Source organism: Streptomyces sp. NPDC007863 (assembly GCF_040633895.1).
Lineage (GTDB): Bacteria > Actinomycetota > Actinomycetes > Streptomycetales > Streptomycetaceae > Streptomyces.
On record NZ_JBEYEI010000009.1, the window covers coordinates 195,123 to 218,736 of the forward strand.

Below are 23,614 nucleotides of genomic sequence, written 5' to 3' on the forward strand. Positions count from 1 at the left end.
CGCCAAGCGGTTCAGCACTGGCTGGTGCACTTGGTGGTCGGGCAGGCGGAGGCGGACACCAGGGTCGCCACCGCGGTGACGATGGCGCAGCTCCAGGTCGTACCGCCGTACACGTCCGCCTCGCCCATCTCGACGAGCTCGAACTCGTCGTAGCCGCCGAGGACGTCGGTCTGCGTCTTCTCCATGATCTTCTCCTTCGTGAGGACCGGATGGACCGAATGAAAAGCGTCCGGAAATCATTTGTCAGCCGAAATTCCGAACATGTCGTCCCCCGTCTCCGGAGGACGTCTCCCAGCCTGTCCTCTCCGCATTCGCTGAACGCATAGACCGGGCGGCACCGAGCGCACACAGCGGAATTGCGCCGGAAAAAGGTCCGGCCCCCGCGCCTGCGCGCGGGGGCCGGACCACGGAGTTCTTCTCAGGCGTCGCGCCGTACCGTCGCCCACCGTCCGGCGCCCACCGCGAGGGCCGTCCACAGGACGAGTACGCCGAGCCCCGTCCAGGGCCCGAGGGCCCCCTCGGGCTCCGCGGCGCCGAGCACCCTCGCGCCGGCCACGTCCGGCAGGAACCGCGCCGCCTCCCCCACCACCGGGATGTTGCCGAGGATCGTGGAGAGCATGAAGAACAGCGGGAGCAGGAGGGAGAGCGTCGCCGCCCCCGAGCGCAGGAGCGTCGCCACACCCATGGAGAACGCCACCAGGAGCGCCGTGTAGAGCACCGCCCCCAGCACATGGCCCGCCGTGCCCGCCTCCGCCGGCGCCGCGTGCTCCCCGATGCCGTGCTGCACGATCAGGAAGGCGGGTACGACGCCCGCCACCGCCAGCGCTCCGCTGACCAGGCTGACCAGTCCCACCTTGGCGTAGTAGAAGCGGGCCCGGTCGGGGACGGCCAGCAGGCTGGTCCTGATCGACCCGGACGCGTACTCGCCGGTGACCGCGAGGATCCCCATGACCACCAGGACGATCGCGCCGAGCGGCACGGCCGAGAGGCCGAGCCCCACCGGGTCGAATCCGGGGGCCGTGAGCATTCTTTCGGTGGAAAAGGCCCCGTAGACGAATGCAAGCGCGATCATCAGGCCGAGATAGACCGCGAGGGACCATTTCGGGGACCGCAGAGTCGTCAATTTGACCCATTCGGCGGCCACGGCGTGTTTCATCGGATCCCTCCGGTCGAGGCCCGGTATTCGGCGTGTTCCTGAGTGAGTCTCATGAACGCCTCCTCCAGCGAACCGACGGATTCGGTCAGCCCGAACACGGTGATGTCCGCGGCGCTCGCGACGAGACCGACCTGTTCCGCGGAGGCGCCGTTCACCGCGAGCGTCGCGTCGTCCTGCCGCACCGACCCGATGCCGCGCTCCCGCAGCGCCCGCCGCATGCCCTCCGGATCCGACACCCGGGCCAGGACGGTCCGTTCCGAGTGGGCGGCGACGAAGGCGTCCACGGAGGTGTCCGCGAGCAGCCGCCCCCGGGCGACGACGACGAGGTGGTCGGCGGTCACCGCCATCTCGTTCATCAGGTGGGAGGAGACCAGCACCGTCCGTCCCCGCGCGGCCAGCGCCCGCATCAGCTCCCGGATCCACCGGACGCCCTCGGGGTCGAGCCCGTTGACCGGCTCGTCGAGGACGAGCACCTCGGGGTCGCCGAGCAGCGCGGCCGCGACGCCGAGCCGCTGCCCCATGCCGAGGGAGAGGCCGCGCGCCCGCTGCCGGGCCACCGCGGTCAGGCCGACCTGCTCCAGGACCTCGTCGGCCCGGCCGGCGGGCAGGCCGTGGGAGGCGGCGAGGACCCGCAGGTGGTCGCGGGCGCTGCGGCCGGGATGGACGGCCCCGGTGTCGAGCAGGGCCCCCACCCGGGTCAGCGGGCGGTCCAGGCTCCGGTAGGGGGCGCCGCAGACGGTGGCCCGGCCGGCGGTGGGCTCGTCCAGGCCGAGGATCACGCGCAGGGTGGTGGACTTGCCGGCGCCGTTGGGGCCGAGGAATCCGGTCACCTTGCCCGGGGTCACGGTGAACGACAGGCCGTCCACGGCGACCTTCGCGCCGTACCGCTTGGTGAGGTTCTGGACCTCGATCATCACAGCACCTTTCGTTCTACGGACGGGCCCGGCCGGGACGGCCGTGCCCCCCGGCCGGCCCTCATACGGCCCTCGTGCGGTCCTCGTGCGGTCCTCGTGCGGCCCTCATACGGCCCCTCATACGGCCCGTGCCACCGGCTCCGCGTACAGCCCCGCGTACACCCCGCCCAGGGCCAGGAGTTCCTCGTGCGTCCCGCGTTCCACGATCCGGCCGCGGTCGAGCACGTGGATGAGGTCGGCGTCCTGGATGGTCGCGAGGCGGTGCGCGATGACGATCTGGGTGGCGCCGGTCTCGGCGATGATCCGGGAGACCCGGCGCTCGTTGGCCGTGTCCAGCGAGGCGGTCGCCTCGTCCATGACGATGATCCGCGGCCGTTGCAGCAGGGTCCGTACGACGGCCAGCCGCTGGCGCTGCCCTCCGGAGAAGTTCGCGCCCATCTCGGACACCAGGGTCCGCAGCCCCATCGGCAGTTCCTCGACGAAGTCGAGGATGCCGACGGCGGCGCAGTACTCCCGGACCGTGGCCTCGTCGATGTCCTGGCCCAGGGTCAGGTTCTCCAGGACGGTCCGGTTGTGGAGGTGCACCTCCTGGGGGACGTACCCGATCTGCCCGCGCAGGAAGTCGGTCCGGTAGGCGCTCATGGGGCGGCCGGAGAACTCGACGGTGCCGCCGGTGGGCTGGTGGAGGCCGCAGACCATGCGCCCGATGGTGGACTTGCCCGAACCGGACGCGCCGACGAACGCCACCTTCGCCCCGGCCGGGATCTCCAGCGACACGTCGTCGAGCACCGGCCTGCTGTGCCGGGTGTACCGGAACGACACGCCCCGCAGCCGTACCGAGGTGTCGGCGAGCTCGGTGAGCGGCCCGCCCTCCGGTTCGCTCTCGTGGGCCGTGATGTCGCTGAGCCTGCTCACGTAGCGGGAGGTCTCGGTGATCTCCGTCAGCATCTGGAAGACGGAGGAGCTCAGGGCGAAGAAGGTGCCCGCCACGGCCTGCACGGCGATGGCCGAGCCGACGGTCACCGTCCCCCGCGACACGAAGTGCAGGCCGGCGAGGAGCAGCGCCAGCGGGCCGAACATCTGGGTGGTGGCGGCGATCCCGGAGATCCAGCCCTGCTGGATCCGCATCCGGACGCGCATGGCGTCCAGCGAGGCGCGGTAGGTCGCCTCCCACTCGTCGGCGAACCGGCCGGCGTAGCCGCCCATCTTGATGGTGGGCACGGACACGACGGCGTCGAGCTGGGTGGACTGGGAGCGGGAGAGCAGCGCGAGTTCGGTGTCCGTCACCTCCTTCACCCGGTGCCGGCTCAGCCAGAGGACGCCGGCGTTCAGCAGGAGCAGCCCGAGCGCCAGGAGACCGATGCGCCACTCGGTGACGAACAGGTAGGCGCCGATGCAGGCCAGCGTCCCGACGTCCAGGACGCCCTGGGCGATCCGCGAGGAGAGCAGGTCCCGCACGCTGTTGACGGTGTTCAGGCGGAACAGCAGCTCGCCCGGCTGCCGGGTGGCGAAGAACTTGAAGGGCAGGGAGAGGAGTCTCCTGAAGACGTGGCTCATCAGGTGACGGCCCATCACGGCGATGAGCCCCGCCAGGGCGGCGGTGCGCAGCATCCACAGCAGCAGGTAGCCGGTCGCGGCGGCCGCGACCACGGCCGCGACCAGGCCCGTCTGGGACAGGTCGCTCCAGGCGTCGTCCCGGTCGACGGCCCACTTGGTCAGGGCCGGGATGCCGAGGACCGCCGCGTAGGAGCCGAGGGACAGCAGGGCGACCAGGCCGATCCGGCGGCCGGAGTCGGCCGGGACCAGGGGCAGCGACCGCCAGTGCCGGAAGGAGGGCAGGGTCTGCCGGACGAAGTCCGGGCCCGGGGAGGCCGCGATCACCACCTGGGAGAAGCCGGCCTCCAGCGCCTCGCGGGTGAGGCGCCTGCGGCCGACGGCCGGGTCCATCACCCAGGCCGTCGTGCCGTCGAAGCGCTCCAGGACCAGGAAGTGGTAGTCCTCCCAGAAGAGGATCACCGGTTCGGTGAAGCCGCGCAGGGCCTCCACGCTCCGGGCCCGGAACGCCTTGACGTCCATGCCCCGCGAGCGCAGGAAGTCCGCGAGCTGCTTGGCGCCGAGACCGTCCCGGCCGGCCTCCAGGTCCTCCCGCACGGTCGCGAAGTCCTCGGTGCGGCCGTGGTATCCGAGCACCGCGACGCAGCAGCACAGTCCGCACTCGGTCTGGGTGACCTGGGTGACGGAGGGAACCCGCCGTCCCATCAGAGGGATCCGTGCCAGATCGGCGACACCCGGGGGCGCGCGCCGTCGAGGCGGCCGAGGAGGTGCAGCAGCACCCCGGAGGAGCCCACCATGGCGCTGTCGGTGTGGGCGTAGCGGGAGCCGGTGTCGGCGAGCTTCTCCGCGATCACGTCCGGGCCGAGGCGGCCCGCCTCGACTTCGTCCGCCCTGTCGAGGAGGTCCCCGCCGGGGAGTCCCCGGCCGGAGCCGGCGATCCGCCGGACGATGTCGATGTTGCCGAGGTCGCCGTGGCACCACGTGAGGTTGCGCCCGAAGCCCTGCCGGAAGGTCTGGTCGAGGGCCGTCTCCAGGCGCGCGGCGGCCCGTTCGTCCGCCGTCCGGGAGCTCACCGCGGACAGCGCCATGGCGATGCCGGCGGCGCCGTGGCACCAGCCGGTCGAGAACCGTTCCGGGAAGGCGGAGTTGGTGGACCAGTTCCGTTCCCCGGGGATGTAGAAGGACTCCAGACGGTCCGTCAGGGCGTCGATCGCGCCGTCGACCCGGTCCCCCACTCCGTCCCCGACGTGGTCGCGCAGGACGGCGAGGGCGTACAGGACCCCGGAGACGCCGTGCGCGAAGCCCGACTGCTCCCACCAGGAGCCCTTCGGTTCGGCCGCGTGGCGCAGCAGCCGGCCGGCGAGCGCGTCCAGGGTGCCGGCGGCGTGGTCGCCGCCGATCGAGGCGACCATCGTGGCGATGCCGGAGATCCCGGAGATCACCTCCGGGGTGTCCCCGGGGCCGAGCTGCTCCACGACGAGCGGTACGGCGTCCTGGGCGGCCTTCACCCAGCCGGGTTCCCGCAGGATCCGGCCGGCCTCGGCCAGGGCGAACAGCAGGCCGGTGGTTCCGGTGTAGGCGCCGGCTCCGCTCTGCCGGATGCTGCGCAGCTCGTAGACGCCGTCGGTGAGGATGCCGGCGCTGCGCGCGAAGACCTCGCGGGCCACCCGTTCGTAGCGGGCGTCGCCGAAGTGGGCGGCGGCCGCGGCCAGGGCGAGCGCGGGGCCGGTGCGCCCGGTGTACAGGTCGTACCCCAGGACGCCGGAGGGCCAGGGCCGGGCGGCCTGCGCGGAGGCCAGCGGGCCGATCCAGGTGGTCGGCAGGTGGCCGTACTGGTCGGGGAGGCTGCCGGCGGTGAGGGCGTCGGCGACCGACCGGGCGAGCCGCTCCAGACCGGTGCGCTCGCCGGCGGCGGCCCGGCCTTTCCAGGGGGCCCCGCCGGACAGGTGGTTGTCGGGGAAGCGGGAGCAGAAGGCCGAGTGGAGCAGCCTCAGCTGCCGCCGCACCACCTGCTCGTCGAGCGCCGCGGCCTTGGCGAGGGCCCGGGAGAGCGGGGTGCGGTCGATCCGGACGCCGGTGTCCGCGCCGTCGCAGTCGTGGACGGCGGTGCCGGTGGCGGGCACGGTGAAGTAGGGGACGTCGCGTTCGGCCATCTGCCGCAGCTCCGAGCCGATCAGCCGGCGGTCGGAGAAGCGGGAGGGGATGGCGATCCGGTGGAGCAGGGCCCGGGCGAGCTCCGGGTCGGCCATCGCGGCGGCGGAGGCCGTCATGCGCAGGATCTGCGCGTACTGCGACGTGGGGTTGTGGATGTAGCGCAGGCGCAGGGACGGCGCGATCCGCCGGAGGAGACCGGTCCACCAGGTGGGGCGGCGCGTCACCGCCTCGCACACCTGCCGGAAGCCGTCGGCCATCTGTCCGGCGAGGCCGTGGATCTCCGGCTCGGTGGTCTCCCGGACCACGGTGGAGCGCTGTTCGGCCGGGCGGGCCTGGAGGTGCACCCTGATCCGGTCGGTGAAGGGGTGCTCGAAGACCATCGTCTTGAAGGGGGAGACGCCCTGGTTGTCGCCGCCGAGGAAGCCGAGGTCGACGTGGCCGGAGTCCTCGTCCTTGCCGGCGAGGACCAGCGGGAGGATCCCGATGCCGTAGACGCTGCGGCCGATCTCGTCGTAGGCGTTGCCCTCGGCCTCCCGGGTGGGGCCGGTGTGCACCCGGGCGGGGTGCAGCAGCGTCTCCAGGTCGATGGCGACCGGGCCGCGGCGGGTGGGCAGGATGTTCTCGAAGTGCATGTCGCGCGCGTCCAGCAGGTAGAACACGGCGGCGAGTTGGCCGCAGGCCCGCATGAAGGCGGCGCTGTCCGCGCCGACGTCCTGCCGCTCGACGTACTCGACGTAGCCGTAGCCGTCACGCGCCAGGGTGCGGGCGGCGGGCAGGGCGCAGCCGGCCTCCGCGTTGACGCGTGCGACGACGGTCTCGAAGGCGGCCTCGCAGGAGACGTCCCTGGGCTTGTAGACGAGGCGGGCCCCCGAGGCGAAGGTCAGGATGCCGACCGCCCTGCCGTGGGCGTGCGCGTCGCCGTCGGCCCCGCCGATGGAGAGCAGCGGGTCGCCGGGGGCGATGCCGGAGAAGCGGGAGACGGCCTCGCGGTCGGTGTGGAGCCGCCGGAGGAGTTCCCGCGCGGCCTCGCGGGCGTTGCGCACGACGTGGCCGGCCGCGGAGCGGAGCACCGGGAACGGTTCCACGGCGTCGTTCCACGCCCGGGTGACGAAGTCCTGGTAGCGCTCCTCCGGGGTGGCCCCGCGCAACGCCCCGTCGGCGGCGGCCTTGTTGACGGCGGCGACCAGGGTGCGGGTGGCCGTGTCGCGGAGCCGGGCCTCGGCCCTGGCGAGGACCTGGAGCGCGAAGGCGTCCGGGTCGGCCACGGTCTCCGTGAGGTCCTCGGGGAGGAGCCGGTCGGCGGCCGGCAGGGCCAGTCGCCGGATCACGCGCTGGAAGGGGTACGTCTCCGGCTCCAGCGTCCAGGCGAGCGCGGCGGCCGAGGGGGCCTCCGGGGCGGCGTCGGACGGGGCCGAGAGGGTGCCGTGGACGGCGGACGCGAAGACGCCGAGGGGCTCGATGGTTTCGCGGATCTCGACGCTGTCGAGTTCTGGGTAAAGCTTCGCGGGCGAGATCAATGCTCCGGCTCCCTGCGCGGACGGTGATAGATTGCCACGTTGCGCCGGGGGCGGGGAGCATGAGCCGCTCCCCGCCCCCGGTCCGTGCCCGGCCCTTCGGGCTCAGTTGCAGTTGGGCTGGCACTCCTTGGTGAGCGTGCACCAACCGCCCTGGTTTCCGAGGAAGTCGGAGAGCGAGAACGTGTTGGTCGAGCACGCGCCGTAGGCGACGCCGTCGAAGTCCTGCTCGGAGATCTCCTCGATGAGCGAGATGTCACCGTCGTAGTTAGTCATGGGAATTCACATCCAATCCGGCCGCATGTGTTCAAGGGGTCGCTCTCGGGAATCCGAGGCCCTTTGCCTGCCGCTCGGCCGAGCGACGGGCAAAAGCTATGCGGGCCGCGACGCGGTCCACAACCCATCGGTTGACGACCGGTCTCCGAAAATTGTTCGGGCAGGGCGGCGATCGGCGCCGGTGACTCCCCTGATCTGCGACTTCCCCGCCGTGTGGCCGAATCCTGCCAAGGCGGTGGCAGCTTGGTGCACATGGCTTTCCGCGGAATTCATGCGCCTGCGTATGCGCGCGCGGATGCGTGGAACATGCGCGGCGATCGGCCGACCGAATGCGGTCGGCCAATTTCCGCGCACGACACCCCCCGGAGGCAATTCCTTTTTCCTGGCGCTCGGCCGCCCGGGGCTCAGCCGCCCGGCATCATCCCGCCCTTGAGGCGTTCGATGTCGGAGGGGCGGACCTGGATGACGAAGAGGGCGATGAGGAGGGCGACCACGGCGAAGGCGGCGGCGACGATGAAGCCGGCGGACACGCCGGAGGTGAGGACCTCGTCGGCCCAGGGGGGCGGGAGCTCGCCGGTCTCGGCGAAGCGGGCCTTCTCCAGGGGGCCGGCCTGGGCCAGGAAGGCGGGGACCTGTTCGTCGGCCTCGTTGCGGCTGGCGGTGCCGAAGACGGTGACCAGGATGGAGAGGCCGAGGGAACCGCCCACCTGCTGGGTGGCGTTGAGGAGGCCGGAGGCGGCGCCGGACTCGGCGGGCTCGACGTTGGAGAGGGCCATCAGGGTCAGCGAGACGAACATGAAGCCCATGCCGGCGCTGAAGACGAGCATCGGTCCGAGGATCGAGCCCGCGTAGGTGGAGTGGACGTCCGTCAGGGTCAGCCAGGACAGGCCCACCGCGAGGCAGAGGGCGCCGAGCACCATGAAGGGCTTCGGGCCGTACTTCGGGAGGAACTGGGAGGTCAGGCCGGCGATCACCGCGATCACGGCGCTGACCGGCAGGAAGGCGAGACCCGCCTCCAGCGGGCTGAAGTCGAGGACCTGCTGCACGAAGAGGGTCAGGAAGAAGAACATCCCGAAGATGGCCGCCGCCAGGCAGAGCATCATGCCGTACGTGCCCGCGCGGTTGCGGTCGGCGAACATGTGCAGCGGGGTGATGGGCTGCCGGCTCCGGCGCTCCACCAGGATAAACACGACGAGCAGCACCACGGCGGCGCAGAACGAGGCGATCGTCCAGGGATCGCTCCAGCCCTCCTGGGCCGCGCGGATGAAGCCGTACACCAACGCCACCATGCCGAGCGTCGACGTCAGCGCGCCCGCCAGGTCGAAGTGGCCGGGATGCCGTTCGGACTCCCGGACATGACGGGGCGTCAGGATGGCGATCATCAGCGCGATCGGCACGTTCACGAAGAAGATCCAGCGCCAGTCGAGCCACTCGACGAGGACGCCGCCCGCCAGCAGGCCGATCGCACCGCCGGCCGCCGACACACCCGCGAACACGCCGAAGGCCCGGTTGCGTTCGGGGCCTTCCTCGAAGGTGGTGGTGATGAGCGAGAGCGAGGTCGGCGAGGCGATCGCGCCGCCGACGCCCTGGAGGGCGCGGGCGGCGAGGAGTTGCCAGCCCTCCTGTGCGAAACCGCCGAGCAGGGAGGCGAATCCGAAGAGCAGCACGCCGAAGATGAAGACGCGGCGCCTGCCGAGGATGTCGCCGGCCCGGCCGCCGAGCAGCAGCAGGCCGCCGAAGGTCAGCGTGTAGGCGTTGACCACCCAGGACAGGCTGGTGGTCGAGAAGGCCAGATCGCTCTGGATGTGCGGAAGCGCGATGTTGACGATCGTGATGTCGAGAACGACCATCAGCTGGCAGGAGGCGATGACGAACAGGGCGATGCCCTTGCCGTCGCCCGCGCCGGTGGGGGTGGGGTCCACCGCCGGTGTCGTCGGCTTCGGTGTGCTAGTCATTGTCGTTCATGGCGCGTCGCGCCCTCACCGCAGGAGCCGTGGGCCGGTCGGTCCACCTTTCGACCCTAAGCCCGGCCCCGTGACCCGACCAGTCGATCAAGCACGGGCGGACGCGGCCCAGTTCGGGCCGGTGGCGCGAGGCGCACGGTATCGGGTGAAAATGCGGGCATGTGGGCCTCCTCCGACACCTTCGGGCATCCCGGTCGCCGCCTCCGCTCCCGTTGCGGATCGGTGACGGCCGTCATCGATACGATATGTCCCGCCGAGGGGGCGGCGCCGTGGAGCTGACGCCCTCCGGGCACGTCGACGGTTTCGCCCGCGACCGGCTGCCGCCCGCCGCCCAATGGCCGCGGCTGCTCTTCGAGCTGCCCGGGCTCGACTACCCCGAACGGCTCAACTGCGCCGTCGAACTCCTCGACCGGACCGCGGAGCGGTTCGGCGCCGGTCGGCCCGCCTTCCACGACGGCGAGGGCGGGACCTGGAGTTACGGGGAGCTGCGCGAGCGCGTCGACCGGATCGCCGGGGTGCTCACCGGCGAGCTGGGACTGCGGCCCGGCAACCGCGTGCTGCTGCGCGGGCCCACCACCCCCTGGCTGGCCGCCTGCTGGCTGGCCGTCGTGAAGGCCGGCGGCATCGCCGTCACCGTCCCGGCCGAGCACCGGGCCGCCGAACTGGCCTTCGCCGCCACGACGGCCGCCTGTTCCCTCGCCCTGTGCGACGCGAGGGCGCTCGACGAGCTGTCGGCCGCCTCCGTCCCGGGCCTGCCGGTCGTCCCGTACGGCGGCGACGGGCCCGGCGACCTCCTCGCCCGCGCCGGGCGCCGGGCGCCCGGACCCGTACCGGCCGCCGGCACCGCCGCCGACGACGTGGCCCTGATCGCCTTCACCTCCGGCACCACCGGCCGCCCCAAGGGCTGCGTCCACTTCCACCGGGACGTCCTCGCGGCCGCCGACACCTTCTCCGCGCGGGTCCTGCGGCCCCGCCCGGACGACGTCTTCGCCGGCTCCCCGCAGCTCGCCTTCACCTTCGGCCTCGGCGGGCTGCTCGTCTTCCCCCTGCGGGCCGGGGCGAGCGCCGTGCTCCTGGACCGGGCGGGGCCGCAGCAGCTGCTCGCCGCGATCGGCCGGCACCGGGTCTCGGTGCTCTTCACCGCGCCCACCGCCTACCGGGCGATGCTCGGCCTCCTCGACGCCGGCTCGGCCGCCGACCTGTCCTCGCTGCGCCGCTGCGTCTCGGCCGGCGAGCACCTGCCCGAGGCCGTCTGGACGGCCTGGTACGCCAGGACCGGGCTGCGGCTGATCAACGGCCTCGGCACCACCGAGCTGCTGCACATCGTCCTCGCCGCCGCCGACGCCGACAGCCGCCCCGGCACCACCGGCCGCCCGGTGCCGGGCTGGCACGCCGCCGTCCTCGGCCCGGACGGCCGGCCCGTCCCCGACGGACAGGAGGGGCTGCTCGCCGTGCGCGGCCCGGTCGGCTGCCGGTACCTCGCCGACCCCCGCCAGACGGAGTACGTGCGCGACGGCTGGAATGTCACCGGCGACCGGTGCGTCCGCGAGCCCGACGGCCGCTTCCGGTACGTCTCGCGCGCCGACGACATGATCGTCTCGGCCGGGCACACCATCGCCGGCCCCCAGGTGGAGGAGGTGCTCCTCGGCCATCCGGACGTCGTCGAGACGGCGGTCGTGGGCCGCCCCGACCCGCTGCGCGGCCAGGTCGTCGTCGCCTACGCGGTGGTGCGGGAGGGGGTGGCGCGCGACCCGGGCACCGCCGCCGAGCTGCGCTCCTTCGTGCGCGCCCGGCTCGCCCCGTACAAGTCGCCCCGCGCCGTCGTCTTCGTGGACGCCCTCCCCCGGACGGCCACCGGCAAGCTCCAGCGCCACCGGCTGCGCGACCCGGGTCCGGCCTCCACGGCCTAAAATGATCACGTGGCCGAGCAGCACACTCCCCGTTCCCTGATCGTCTCCCTCTACGGCGCCTACGGCAGGCCGGCGGAGGAGACGCCGATGCCGGTCGCCGCGCTGATCCGGCTGCTCGCCGTGGTCGGCGTGGACGCCCCCTCGGTGCGCTCCTCGGTGTCCCGGCTCAAGCGGCGTGGGCTGCTGCTCTCCCGCCGGACCCCCGACGGCGCGGCCGGATACGCCCTCTCCGACGACGCCCGCAGGCTCCTGGAGGACGGCGACCGGCGGATCTACGCCCGGACGGAGCCCTCCCTCGCCGACGGCTGGGTCCTCGCCGTCTTCTCCGTCCCCGAGCAGGAACGGCACAACCGCCACCTGCTGCGCTCCCGGCTCGGCCGGCTGGGCTTCGGGACGGCGGCCCCCGGCGTCTGGATCGCACCGGGCCGGCTGTACGAGGAGACCCGCAACGCCCTGGAGCGGCTCGGCCTCTCCTCGTACGTGGACTTCTTCCGCGGCGACCACCTCGGCTACACGGCGACGGCGGAGGCGGTGGCCCGCTGGTGGGACCTGCCGGCGATCGCGCGGCTGCACGAGGAGTTCCTCGCCGGCCACGAGCCGGTCCTCGCCGCCTGGCGCGAGGATCCGGGCACGGAGGAGGACGCCTACCGGGACTACCTCCTCACCCTCGACTCCTGGCGCCGGCTGCCGTACGCCGACCCGGTCCTGCCGCCCGAGCTGCTGCCCGCCGACTGGCCGGGGCGCCGGTCGGCGGAGGTCTTCGCCGCGCTGCACGCGCTGCTGTGGGAGCGCGGCGCGGAGTACGTCCGGGCGGTGGAGAAGGACCTGTAGGACGGGACGTCCAAGGTCCCGTACCGGGTGGGTCGGGGGTCCTGTCAGGTCGGGAGGGGGGTCTCTGTGGCTGGAAATCGCCCCCTTATATGGTGGAAAGCAGGATGTCCCGGGTCGTCCGCCCGGCCCGTCCTCCGTCGCCTTCCCGCCACCCCCCGGCAAAGGGAGCTCGTCCCCATGCCCGAAACCACCGGCCCGCCCGGGACCGCCTGGCGCCTCCGGCTGCCGCGTACCACCGCCGCCGTCCCCGTCGCCCGCGCCCTGGTCCGCACCGCACTCGGCGAGATCGACCCCGGCGCGACCGAGCTGCCGGACCGCGACACGGCGGAGCTGCTCACCGCCGAGCTGGTCGCCAACGCCGTCGAGCACACCTCGGGCGAGGGCCCGATCGAGCTGATCGTGGAGCTGCTCGCCGCGCCGGGCGGCTGTCAGATCGAGGTGCACGACCCCGACCCCGCCCGCCCCGGCCGGCTGGAGTGCCCGGATCCGGACGCCGAGGTCGATCCCTGGCAGGAGCACGGCCGCGGGCTGCTGCTGATCCGGGCGCTCAGCAGCGACTGCGGCCACCGCCCGACCCCGCACGGCAAGGCCGTCTGGTTCACGCTCCCCCGGGTGCCCGCCCAGCGGCCTCGTCCGCGGCCGTGAGCGCCAGCCGGGAGTGGCGGCGCCCGTAGACCGCGTACAGCACGGCGCCGACGACGAGGAAGCAGGCGAAGACCAGCCAGGTCCGCCAGCCGGTTCCCCAGATGAGGTAGAGGCAGAAGCCGATGCCGAGGACCGGGCTCGCCGGGTAGAGCGGCACCTTGAAGGAGCGGCCGAGTCCGGGTTCGCGGCGGCGCAGCACCATCACGGCGAGGTTGACCACGGCCATGACGGCGAGGGTGCCGATGGTGGTGAGGTCGACGACGACGTCGAGCGGGGCGAAGGCGGCCGGGACGGCGAAGACGGCGGCGACGATCCAGGTGTTGGCGACGGGGGTGGCGGTCTTCGGGGAGACCCGTTCGAGGATCCGGGGCATCAGGCCGTCGCGGGACATCGCCATGAGGATGCGGGTCTGGCCGTACATCACGGCGAGGACGACGGAGGCGATGGCGACGACCGCGCCGAAGGCGATGATCCCGCCGCCGACGGAGGAGCCGGTGACCTGGTCGACGACGAGGGAGAGCGCGGCGGGCTTGTCGGCGACCTCGTCGGCGCCGAGCGCGCCGATCGCGGCGAGGGCGACCGCGCAGTAGAGCACGGTGACGAGGCCGATGCAGACGAGGATCGCGAGCGGGATGTTCCGGCGCGGGTCCTTCACCTCCTCGCCGGCGGTGGTGATGGCGTCGAAGCCGATGTACGAGAAGAAGGCGACCGAGGCGCCGGCGGTGATGCCGGCCACGCCCTCGGTGGCGAACGGCGAGAGGTTCCCGGCCTCGAAGGCGGAGAAGCCGACCGCGCAGAAGACGATCAGGATGCCGATCTTGAGGATCGACATGGCGGCGGTGGCGCGGGCGCTCTCGCGGACGCCGCGGACCAGGAGCGTCGCGGCCATCAGGATGACGACGACGGCGGGGAGGTTGACCACGCCGCCCTCGGCGGGTCCGGCCGCGAGCGCGTCGGGGAGCCGGAGGCCGGTGACGCTGTGGAGGAGTTCGTCGAGGTACTGGCTCCAGCCGACGGCGACCGCGGAGACGGAGACGCCGTACTCCAGGAGCAGGCACCAGCCGACGAGGAACGCGGCCCGCTCGCCGAGGCTCGCGTAGGCGAAGGAGTAGGAGGAGCCGGAGACCGGGATCGCGCCGCCGAGCTCCGCGAAGGAGAAGGCGGTGAAGACGCAGGTGATCGCGGCGAGGACGAAGGAGACGACGACCGCGGGACCCGCCTCGGCGACGCTGTCGGCGAGGCCGACGAAGATGCCGGTGCCGACGATCGCCCCGACGCCGAAGCACACGAGCTGGAAGAGCCCCATGGTGCGCTTGAGGCTGTGGCCTTCGAGGTCGCCGCCGGATTCGGCGATCAGCTGCTGGGGGGATTTGGTCCGCGAGAGCATGCGGTCGTTCTCATCTCTGGTCTTGCATGGGGGGTGTACACGCGTCAGGGGGGCCCGGGCGTTTCTGCCCGGACCCCCCTGACGTCTGGGGTGATCCTATGCCCCCGCGGGACCCGCCAGGGTCGCGACGAGGACGGCCTTGATCGTGTGGAGCCGGTTCTCGGCCTCGTCGAAGACGACCGAGTGCGCCGACTCGAAGACCTCGTCGGTGACCTCCAGCTCGCTCAGGCCGTGCCGGTCGTGGACCTCGCGGGCGACCTTCGTGCCCAGGTCGTGGTAGGCGGGCAGGCAGTGCATGAACTTCACGTCCGGGTTCCCGGTGGCGCGCAGCACGTCCATGGTGACGGAGTACGGGGCGAGGGCGGTGATCCGCTCGTCCCACACCTCCTTGGGCTCGCCCATCGAGACCCACACGTCGGTGACGACGAAGTCGGCGCCCCGGACGCCGTCGGCGACGGAGTCGGTGAGGGTGAGGGTGGCGCCGCTCGCCTCGGCCAGCTTCCGGGCGGCGGTGATCACCCCCTCGGCCGGCCAGTACGCCTCGGGGGCGACGATCCGCACGTCCATGCCGAGCAGGGCGCCGGTGACGAGGTAGGAGTTGCCCATGTTGAAGCGGGCGTCGCCGAGGTAGGCGAAGGAGACGCCGTCGAGGGGCTTGTCGCTGTGCTCGGTCATGGTGAGCACGTCGGCGAGCATCTGGGTGGGGTGCCAGTCGTCGGTGAGGCCGTTGAAGACGGGGACGCCGGCGAAGGCGGCCAGCTCGTCCACGGTGGCCTGGCTGTCGCCCCGGTACTCGATGCCGTCGAACATCCGGCCGAGGACGCGGGCGGTGTCCTTCACCGACTCCTTGTGCCCCATCTGCGAGCCGGAGGGGTCGAGGTAGGTGGTGGAGGCGCCCTGGTCGGCGGCGGCGACCTCGAAGGCGCAGCGGGTGCGGGTGGAGGTCTTCTCGAAGATCAGGGCGATGTTCCGGCCGCGCAGCCGCTGCACCTCGGTGCCCGCCTTCTTGGCCGCCTTCAGCTCGGCGGCGAGGGTCACCAGGCCGCGGAACTCCTCGGCGGTGAAGTCCAGCTCCTTGAGGAAGTGGCGGCCGGAGAGGTCAAGGGCCATGACGGGCGCTCCTGGGGTGGGAGGGGTGGATGCGGTCGGGGACGGAACCTGCGGGGCGATGGAAGTCTATACATACATAGGCATGTCTATACAGCCCCATCGGGTCGGGACCCTCCCCTCGGGACCTTTGAGGCCCCGCGAGGCCCCGTGAGAGCCCGTGAGGCCCCTCACACCGCGTCCCGCTCCACCGGGCAGCTCATGCAGCGCGGGCCGCCCCTTCCCCGGCCCAGCTCGCTCCCCGGGATCTCGATCACCTCGATGCCCTGCTTCCGCAGATGCGTGTTGGTCGTCACGTTCCGCTCGTACGCCACCACCACCCCCGGCTCCACCGCCAGCACGTTGCAGCCGTCGTCCCACTGCTCCCGCTCCGCCGCGTGCACGTCCTGCGTCGCCGTCAGCACCCGCACGTCCTGGAGGCCGAGGGCCGCCGCGATCGCGCTGTGCATCTGCTCCGGCGGATGGTCCGTCACCCGCAACGCCTGGCCCTCGTCGCCGGGCTCGATCGTGTACGAGCGCAGCATCCCGAGCCCCGCGTACTGGGTGAAGGTGTCGCCGTCCACCATCGTCATCACCGTGTCCAGGTGCATGAACGCCCGCCGCTTCGGCATGTCGAGCGCCACGATCGTCCGCGCCGAACCCGCCGCGAACAGCCCCCGGGCCAGCATCTCCACCGCCTGCGGGGTGGTCCGCTCGCTCATCCCGATCAGCACCGCGCCGTTGCCGATCACGAGCACGTCGCCGCCCTCGATCGTCGAGGGGTAGTCGGCCTGCCCCTCCGACCAGTGGTGGAACGGCCCCGCCTCCGGGCCGGTGAAGAGCGGATGGTGCTTGTAGATCGCCTCGAAGTGCACCGTCTCGCGCTGCCGCGCCGGCCACTTCATCGCGTTGATCGACACCCCGTCGTAGATCCACGCCGAGGTGTCCCGGGTGAAGAGGTGGTTCGGCAGCGGGCCGAGCACGAAGTCGTCCAGCTCCAGGGCGTGGAAGCGGACCGACGTCGGCTCCCGGTGCGCCGCCAGGAACTCCCGCTTCGTCATCCCGCCCACCAGCGCCTCCACCAGCGCGCCGGTCTCCAGCGAGTCGAAGGCGGCCCGCAGGTGGTCGGCGGCGAGCGGCCCGTACTCCTTCTCGTCGAAGACCCGGTCGAGGACGAGCGCCCGGGCCGCCGGCACGTCGAGCGCCTCCGCCAGCAGATCCCCGAAGAGGTGCACCTCGACGCCCCGGTCGCGCAGCACGTCCGCGAAGCCGTCGTGCTCCTGCCGGGCCCGCCGCACCCACAGCACGTCGTCGAAGAGGAGGGCGTCCTTGTTGGTCGGGGTCAGCCGCTTCAGCTCCAGATCGGGGCGGTGGAGGATCACGCGGCGGAGCCGGCCGGTCTCTGAGTCGACATGGAATCCCATGCGCCCATCCTGGCGGAGCGGACGGCCGTGCGCGTGGGAAGCGCACGGCCGAATTCCCGTCACACGGGGCGCCGGTGCCCCGGCGGGGCACCGGCGGCCTCGGGCCGGCCGGGGTCCGGCCACGGCCCCGGGCCGGCCAGCTCCCGCCACGGCCCGGGGCCGGCCGCCCCCGCTACAGCCTCGGGTCGACCGGCTCCGATTCCAGGGCGAGGACCGCGAAGACCGCCTCGTGCACCCGCCACAGCGGCTCCCCGGCCGCGAGCCGCTCCAGCGCCTCCAGGCCCAGCGCGTACTCGCGCAGGGCGAGCGAGCGCTTGTGGCCGAGGTGGCGGTGGCGCAGCCGCGCCAGGTTCTCCGGGCGTGTGTACTCGGGGCCGTACACGATCCGCAGGTACTCCCGGCCGCGTACCTTCACGCCCGGCTGCACCGGGCGGCCCGCGCCGTCGCGGACCAGCGCGGCGAGCGGCTTGACGACCATGCCCTCGCCGCCGGCGCCGGTCAGCTCCAGCCACCAGTCGGTGCCCGCGCGGACCGACTGCTCGTCGCCGGTGTCGACGACGATCCGCCGCGTCACCTGGAGCAGCCCCGTCGGATCGTGCTCGACGAGCCGGTCCAGCCACCCGAGCTGGACGTCGTGCGGCACGTCCGCGAGCGACCGCCCCCGGACCGCGAGCAGCTGGAACGGCGCGAACCGCACCCCGTCCAGCCCCTCCGTCGGCCAGCAGTACCGCCGGTACGCCTCGGTGAACGCGCCCGCGTCCGCCGCCCGTCCGCGCTGCGCGGCGAGCAGCCCGTCCAGGCCCTCGACGCCCCGCGCGGCTGCCGTCTCCAGCGCCCGTACGGCCTCCGGGAGGACGGCTCCCGAGGCGGCGCCGACCGCCGCGTACTGGTGGCGCAGCAGCCCGCCCGACTTCAGCGACCACGGCATCAGTTCGCCGTCGAGCAGCAGCCAGTCCGTGTCGAGCTCCTCCCAGAGCCCGGCCGCGCCGATCGCCGTCCGCAGCCGGCCGAGGACCTCCTCGGTGGCGGCCTCGTCGTCGAAGAACGGCCGGCCGGTACGGGTGTGCAGCGCGCCCGTCGGCCCGTCCACGCCGAACCGCTCCCGGGCCGCGTCCGCGTCCCGGCAGACCAGCGCCACCGCCCGCGAGCCCATGTGCTTCTCCTCGCACACGACCCGCTCGACGCCGTCCGCCCGGTACTGGGCGAAGGCCTCCGCCGGATGCTCCAGGAAGCCGTCCGCCTTCGCGGTCGGCGTCGGCGCCATCGTCGGCGGCAGGTACGCGAGCAGCCGGGGGTCGACGGCGAAGCGGCTCATGACCTCCAGGGCCGCCGCAGCGTTCTCCTCCCGCACCGCCACGTTGCCCAGGTGCCGGGTCTCCACCGTGCGCCGCCCGTGGACGTCGGCGAGGTCGAGCGGCCGGCCCTCGTGCCCGCCGGGCGCCTCGGACGCCAGCGGCCGGGCCGGCTCGTACCAGACCCGCTCGGCCGGCACGTCGACGAGCTCGCGCTCCGGCCAGCGCAGCGCGGTCATCCGCCCGCCGAAGACGGCACCGGTGTCCAGGCAGAGGGTGTTGTTGACCCAGGACGTCGTCGGCACCGGAGTGTGGCCGTAGACGACCGTCGCCCGGCCCCGGTACTCCTCCGCCCACGGATAGCGCACCGGAAGCCCGAACTCGTCGGTCTCGCCGGTGGTGTCGCCGTACAGCGCGTGCGAGCGGACCCGGCCCGAGGCGCGGCCGTGGTACTTCTCCGGCAGACCGGCGTGGCACACCACCAGGTTGCCGCCGTCGAGGAGGTAGTGGGAGACGAGCCCGTCGATGAACTCGCTCACCTGCTCCCGGAATTCGGCCGGCTCGCGCTCCAGCTGCTCCACGGTCTCGGCGAGGCCGTGGGTCTGCTGGACCTTCTTGCCCTTCAGCCAGCGGCCCAGCTTGTTCTCGTGGTTGCCCGGCACGCAGAGCGCGTTCCCGGCCGCCACCATGCCCATGACCCGGCGCAGCACGCCCGGCGAGTCCGGGCCGCGGTCGACGAGGTCGCCGACGAAGACCGCAGTGCGGCCCTCCGGGTGCGCGCCGTCCACATAGCCGAGCCGCGCGAGCAGCGTCTCCAGCTCGCTCCGGCAGCCGTGGATGTCGCCGATGATGTCGAACGGCCCGGTGAGGTGCCGCAGGTCGTTGAAGCGGCGCTCCAGGCGCACCTCCGCGGCCTCCACCTCGGCGACCGAGCGCAGCACGTGGACCTTGCGGAAGCCCTCCCGCTCCAGGCCCTTCAGCCCCCGGTGCAGCTCGCGCCGGTGGCGGGGGATCACGTGGTCGGGCATGCCGGCCCGGTCGGCCCGCAGCGCGTTGCGCTCCCGGCAGACGGACTCCGGCAGGTCGAGCACGATCGCGATCGGCAGCACGTCGTGCTCCCGGGCCAGCTGGACGAGCTGCCGGCGCGCCTCGCGCTGCACGTTGGTGGCGTCGACGACGGTCAGCCGGCCGGCCGCGAGCCGCTTGCCGACGATGTAGTGGAGGACGTCGAAGGCGTCCTTCGACGCCGACTGGTCGTTCTCGTCGTCCGCGACGAGCCCCCGGCAGAAGTCCGAGGACACCACCTCGGTGGGCTTGAAGTGCCTTCGCGCGAACGACGACTTGCCGGAGCCGGTGGCGCCGACGAGCACGACGAGGGAGAGGTCGGTGACGGGCAGCGCCCGGCGCTCCTCGGTGGTGGTGTCGGTCATGCCCGGTCCTCCTCCTGCTTCTTCGTCGTCGTCTGTTCGTCCCCTTCCCCCGCGCGGGTGAAGACGGCCATCTGCGTGGGCGCGCCGACCTCGGGGTCGTCCGCGCCGACGGGCGCGAACTCCACGGCGTAGCCGTACCGTCCGGCCACCGCGTCGGCCCACTCCCGGAACTCCGCCCGGGTCCACTCGAACCGGTGGTCGCCGTGCCGGACGTGCCCGGCGGGCAGCGTCTCCCAGCGCACGTTGTACTCGACGTTCGGCGTCGTCACCACGACCGTGCGCGGCCGGGCCGCGCCGAACACCGCGTACTCCAGGGCCGGGAGGCGGGGCAGGTCCAGGTGCTCGATGACCTCGCTGAGCACGGCCGCGTCATAGCCGCCGAGCCGCTTGTCGGTGTACGCGAGCGAACCCTGGATCAGCTTCACGCGGGCGGCCTGCCGCTCGCCCATCCGGTCCAGGTGGAGCCGGCGCGCGGCGACGGCCAGCGCCCGTACCGACACGTCCACGCCCACGATCTCCGTGAACCGCGCGTCCTTGAGCAGCGCCTGCACCAACTGGCCCTGGCCGCAGCCCAGATCGAGGACCCGGGCGGCGCCGGCGGCCCGCAGGGCGGCGAGGATCGCCGCCCGCCGGTGCTCGGCGAGCGGCACCGGCCGCTGCTCCGTGTCGCTCGCCTCGTCCACGGCGTTGTCGACGTCCTCGACGTCGAGCCCGTCGGCCTCCGCGAGCCGCACCAGTTCGAGCCGCTCCGAGGCCTCGCGGGCGAGGCTCCGGCGGCGGGCCAGATAGCGGTGGGTGATCAGCTCGCGCCGGGGGTGCGCCGCCAGCCAGCCGTCGCCGGCCCGCAGCAGCTTGTCGACCTCGTCGGGCGCCACCCAGTAGTGCTTGGCGTCGTCGAGCACCGGCAGCAGCACGTACAGCTGGTTCAGCGCGTCCGCGAGCCGCAGCCCCTCGCCCTCCAGGACGAGCCGCACGTACCGCGAGTCGCCCCACTCGGGGAACTCGGCGTCCAGCGCGACCGGTTCGGCGTCCACCGTCGTCCATCCGAGCGGCCCGAACAGCTCCCGTACGAGCTCCGCACCGCCGCGCGCCGGCAGCACGGGCACCTCGATCCGCAGCGGCAGCGGCGCGGCCGCCCGCTCGGGCAGCGCACGGCACTGGCCGTGCAGCGCCGTCTTGAAGACCTGCGCGAGGGCGACCGCGAGCAGCGAGGACGCGGCGTACGGCCGGTCGTTCACGTACTGCGCGAGCGCCGCGTCGGGGGCGCCGCCCCGGCCCTTCCCCTTGCCCCGGCGCACCAGCGCCACGGGGTCCACTTCCAGGAGCAGGGCCGCGGTGCACCGCTCCGCGGTGGCCTCGGGGTAGAGCACGTGCGCGATGCCGTGCGAGGTCGAGAACGCCTGCGCCCGCTCGGGATGCTTGTGCAGCAGGAAGCCGAGATCGGTCGCGGGGCGCTCCGGGGTGCCGGTGGTACTGATCGTCAGGAACACACGACCGAGTATGGGCGCCCCACCTCAACCCCGACCAGGCATTTTCCCTCCTCCCTTCGGTGCCGGCCCCGCCGAGGCGGCGAGGGCGGCGACGGTCTCCGGCCCGACCCGGCAGCAGCCGCCGATCAGCCGGGCCCCGGCGGCGGCCCACCCGGCGGCGAGCCCCGGAGCGGCCGCCGGGCCGTACGCGGCCGCCCCGCGCCAGCCCCGGGCCTCCGCGTCCCAGCGCTCCCCGCTGTTCGGGTAGACGACGGCGGGGCGGCCGGTCACGGCGACGGCCGCCGCGACGGCCTCCTCGGCCTCCGCCGGCTCGCAGCAGTTCACCCCGACGGCCACCACCTGGTCGTTCCCGGCCGCGACCGCGAAGGCCTCCGCCAGCCCCTGCCCGGCCCGGGTCCGCCCGCCGGCCACCGTGTACGACAGCCACACCGGCACCCCGCACCCCTCGGCCGCCCGCAGCAGCGCCTCCGCCTCCACGGCGTCCGGCACCGTCTCCAGGGCCAGCACGTCCGGTCCCGCCTCGGCCAGCGCCTCCACCCGGGGCCGGTGGAAGGCCACCAGCTCCCGCACCGAGAGCCCGTACCGCCCGCGGTACTCGCTCCCGTCGGCCAGCATCGCCCCGTACGGCCCGACGGAGGCCGCCACCCAGGCCTTCCCCGCCCCCGCTTCCCGGGCCAGCGACACGCTCCGGCGCAGCAGCTCCGCCGTCTCCCGCCGCCCGAGGCCCCGGCGCGCGAAGCCCTCGAAGGTCGCCTGGTAACTGGCGGTGATCAGCACCCGGGCACCGGCCCGGACGTAGGCGGCGTGGGCCGCGGCCACCTGCTCGGGCGCGTCGGCGAGCAGCCGCGCCGACCACAGCGCGTCCGACAGCTCGCACCCCTGCGCCTCCAATTGGTGGGAGAGCCCGCCGTCGAGCACGAGCACCCCGCCGGCGAGCGCCCGCGCGAGCGTCGTGGCCGCCGTCCGGCCGGGCATGCCGTCGGGCGTGACGTCGGGTGTCCGGTCCGCGGGCATCGGTCAGCCCAGCTGCGGTGCGACCTGCGCGGAGATCAGCTCCAGATGGTCCAGGTCGTCCAGGTCGAGGACCTGGAGGTAGACCCGGGAGGAGCCGACCGCCGCGTAACGGCCGAGCTTGTCGACGACCTCGGCGGGCGTGCCCGCGAGGCCGTTGGCCTTCAGTTCCTCCACCTCCCTTCCGATCGCGGCGGCGCGGCGCGCCACCTCGGCGTCGTCCTTGCCGACGCAGACGACCAGCGCGTTGGAGTACACGAGGTCCCCGGCGGGCCGCCCCGCCGCCTCGGCCGCGGCGCGCACCCGGCCGAACTGCCGCTCGGTGTCCTCGACGGACGCGAACGGGACGTTGAACTCGTCGGCGTACCGCGCCGCCAACCTCGGCGTGCGGGTCGCGCCGAGGCCGCCGATCAGGACCGGGACCCTCCGCTGGGCCGGCTTGGGCAGCGCGGGCGAGTCGGCGAGCCGGTAGTACTCCCCCTCGTAGTCGAAGGTCTTGCCGGCCTCGGTCTCCCACAGGCCCGTGACGATCGCCAGCTGCTCCTCCAGCCGGCCGAACCGCTCCTTCGGGAACGGAATGCCGTACGCGGTGTGCTCCGCCTCGAACCAGGCCGCGCCCAGGCCCAGCTCGACGCGGCCGCCGGACATCTGGTCGACCTGGGCAACCTGGATGGCGAGGACGCCCGGCAGCCGGAAGGTGGCGGCGGTCATCAGGGTGCCGAGCCGGATCCGCCGGGTCTCGCGGGCGAGACCCGCCAGGGTGATCCAGGCGTCGGTCGGTCCGGGCAGCGCGTCCCCGGACCCCATGCGGAGGTAGTGGTCGGAGCGGAAGAAGGCGTCGAAGCCGAGGTCCTCGGTGGCGCGCGCCACCCTGAGGAGGGTGTCGTAGTCGGCGCCCTGCTGCGGTTCGGTGAAAACGCGAAGATCCATGCCTCCATCCTGCACCTCGGGGTGCCTGTCAAGCCGCGCGTCAGCGCGGGGGGCCTCCCGGCCCGGTCGGGTGAATATCCGTCCCCCTGGCGGGACGCGTCACCGCTGGCCAGTGACCGTGACCGGGCGTCGTCGTTTGCTCGGGCGGAGCCGGACCGCCCGGCCCGCGTGCCGGCGGCCGCAGCCGGTGCGTCGTTCTTCTCCCGTGGTCCCGTCCGTGCCGGCCGGGGTGCGGGGCGAGGAGGCCGCGATGTCCCAGGAAGCCGCGCCGGAGCAGGCGCTGCCCGAGCAGCAGGTGCCGCAGTCCGTGCCCGAGCAGCAGGCTCCGGGAGCCCCGAAGGGGCTGCTCCAGCAGATGGAGGAGCTGATGGCGGCGCTCTCCGCCGACCTCTCCCAGCTGGACGCGGACCTCCAGTCCTCGGCGGAGCGCCTGGACGCGGAGCCCTCCGACGATTCCGGGGCGCACTGACCGCCCCGCCCCTTCTGTCTCCCGTACCGCCCCCTCGTTCTCCCCGTCCTCCCCGTCCCTCTGTTTCTCCCTCGTTCTCCCCCGTCCCCTTCGCCGCCGGGCCTGGGACCTCAGCGGTCCCGGGCCCGGTCGCGCTCCCGCTCCCGCCCCTGGTCCTGGTCCTGTGCCTGCTCCGTC

General features: G+C 73.3%; 18 protein-coding genes. 4 read left to right on the top strand and 14 right to left on the bottom strand.

Annotated elements, in window-relative coordinates; all coding sequences use genetic code 11:
• Nucleotides 1–11 precede the first annotated feature (11 nt).
• The 7 genes from ABZ621_RS16620 to ABZ621_RS16650 form a co-directional block, all read right to left on the bottom strand.
• Nucleotides 12–185: a class II lanthipeptide, LchA2/BrtA2 family gene (locus ABZ621_RS16620; RefSeq protein WP_360604987.1), complete on the bottom strand. Its 174-nt coding sequence runs from the start codon at nt 183–185 to the stop codon at nt 12–14.
• 233 nt (nt 186–418) lie between these two features.
• Nucleotides 419–1,027 (bottom strand): ABC transporter permease, encoded by a 609-nt coding sequence (locus tag ABZ621_RS16625; RefSeq protein WP_360604989.1) that lies wholly within the window; start codon nt 1,025–1,027, stop codon nt 419–421.
• Between the two features lie 125 nt (nt 1,028–1,152).
• Complete coding sequence (locus ABZ621_RS16630; RefSeq protein WP_360604991.1) at nt 1,153–2,070, bottom strand: ATP-binding cassette domain-containing protein; 918 nt, start codon at nt 2,068–2,070, stop codon at nt 1,153–1,155.
• A 117-nt stretch (nt 2,071–2,187) separates the two neighbouring features.
• On the bottom strand, nt 2,188–4,329 hold the full coding sequence (locus ABZ621_RS16635) for a peptidase domain-containing ABC transporter (RefSeq protein WP_360604993.1): 2,142 nt from the start codon (nt 4,327–4,329) through the stop codon (nt 2,188–2,190).
• Entirely contained in the window at nt 4,329–7,295 is a 2,967-nt protein-coding gene (locus tag ABZ621_RS16640) for a type 2 lanthipeptide synthetase LanM family protein (RefSeq protein WP_360604995.1), read from the bottom strand. The genes ABZ621_RS16635 and ABZ621_RS16640 overlap by 1 nt, the downstream gene beginning before the upstream one ends.
• Nucleotides 7,296–7,397: 102 nt before the next feature.
• Nucleotides 7,398–7,568, bottom strand: coding sequence for a plantaricin C family lantibiotic (locus tag ABZ621_RS16645; protein ID WP_360604997.1), 171 nt, complete (start codon nt 7,566–7,568; stop codon nt 7,398–7,400).
• Nucleotides 7,569–7,972: 404 nt separating this feature from the next.
• Nucleotides 7,973–9,523: an MFS transporter gene (locus tag ABZ621_RS16650; RefSeq protein WP_360604999.1), complete on the bottom strand. Its 1,551-nt coding sequence runs from the start codon at nt 9,521–9,523 to the stop codon at nt 7,973–7,975.
• A 278-nt stretch (nt 9,524–9,801) separates the two neighbouring features.
• Between ABZ621_RS16650 and ABZ621_RS16655 the strand changes: the two genes are divergently transcribed.
• The 3 genes from ABZ621_RS16655 (at nt 9,802) to ABZ621_RS16665 (ending at nt 12,918) form a co-directional block, all read left to right on the top strand.
• The gene (locus ABZ621_RS16655) at nt 9,802–11,442 is read left to right on the top strand and encodes an AMP-binding protein (protein ID WP_360605001.1); all 1,641 of its coding nucleotides are present in this window, start codon (nt 9,802–9,804) and stop codon (nt 11,440–11,442) included.
• A 9-nt stretch (nt 11,443–11,451) separates the two neighbouring features.
• Nucleotides 11,452–12,273, top strand: coding sequence for a PaaX family transcriptional regulator C-terminal domain-containing protein (locus tag ABZ621_RS16660; RefSeq protein ID WP_360605003.1), 822 nt, complete (start codon nt 11,452–11,454; stop codon nt 12,271–12,273).
• A 177-nt stretch (nt 12,274–12,450) separates the two neighbouring features.
• A complete protein-coding gene (locus tag ABZ621_RS16665) occupies nt 12,451–12,918 on the top strand; it encodes an ATP-binding protein (RefSeq protein ID WP_360605005.1) in 468 nt (155 codons plus the stop codon).
• Here ABZ621_RS16665 and ABZ621_RS16670 read toward each other — a convergent pair.
• The 7 genes from ABZ621_RS16670 to ABZ621_RS16700 form a co-directional block, all read right to left on the bottom strand.
• Nucleotides 12,872–14,305 (bottom strand): amino acid permease, encoded by a 1,434-nt coding sequence (locus ABZ621_RS16670; protein WP_360605007.1) that lies wholly within the window; start codon nt 14,303–14,305, stop codon nt 12,872–12,874. The two genes, ABZ621_RS16665 and ABZ621_RS16670, sit on opposite strands and share 47 nt — an antisense overlap.
• 96 nt (nt 14,306–14,401) lie before the next feature.
• A complete protein-coding gene (gene argF / locus ABZ621_RS16675; protein WP_360605009.1) occupies nt 14,402–15,415 on the bottom strand; it encodes an ornithine carbamoyltransferase in 1,014 nt (337 codons plus the stop codon).
• Nucleotides 15,416–15,582: 167 nt separating this feature from the next.
• Nucleotides 15,583–16,815 carry an arginine deiminase gene (locus ABZ621_RS16680; protein WP_360605011.1) on the bottom strand — a complete coding sequence of 411 codons (1,233 nt, stop codon included), beginning with the start codon at nt 16,813–16,815 and terminating at the stop codon, nt 15,583–15,585.
• 172 nt (nt 16,816–16,987) lie between these two features.
• Entirely contained in the window at nt 16,988–19,537 is a 2,550-nt protein-coding gene (locus ABZ621_RS16685; protein ID WP_360605013.1) for a polynucleotide kinase-phosphatase, read from the bottom strand.
• Nucleotides 19,534–21,027, bottom strand: coding sequence for a 3' terminal RNA ribose 2'-O-methyltransferase Hen1 (locus tag ABZ621_RS16690; RefSeq protein ID WP_360605015.1), 1,494 nt, complete (start codon nt 21,025–21,027; stop codon nt 19,534–19,536). Before ABZ621_RS16690 ends, ABZ621_RS16685 begins: the two co-directional genes overlap by 4 nt.
• A gap of 24 nt (nt 21,028–21,051) precedes the next feature.
• Nucleotides 21,052–22,002, bottom strand: coding sequence for a homocysteine S-methyltransferase (mmuM, locus tag ABZ621_RS16695; protein ID WP_360605123.1), 951 nt, complete (start codon nt 22,000–22,002; stop codon nt 21,052–21,054).
• 42 nt (nt 22,003–22,044) lie between these two features.
• Complete coding sequence (locus tag ABZ621_RS16700) at nt 22,045–22,968, bottom strand: LLM class F420-dependent oxidoreductase (RefSeq protein ID WP_360605017.1); 924 nt, start codon at nt 22,966–22,968, stop codon at nt 22,045–22,047.
• Between the two features lie 250 nt (nt 22,969–23,218).
• Between ABZ621_RS16700 and ABZ621_RS16705 the strand changes: the two genes are divergently transcribed.
• Nucleotides 23,219–23,437 carry a hypothetical protein gene (locus ABZ621_RS16705; RefSeq protein WP_360605019.1) on the top strand — a complete coding sequence of 73 codons (219 nt, stop codon included), beginning with the start codon at nt 23,219–23,221 and terminating at the stop codon, nt 23,435–23,437.
• Nucleotides 23,438–23,614 lie beyond the last annotated feature (177 nt).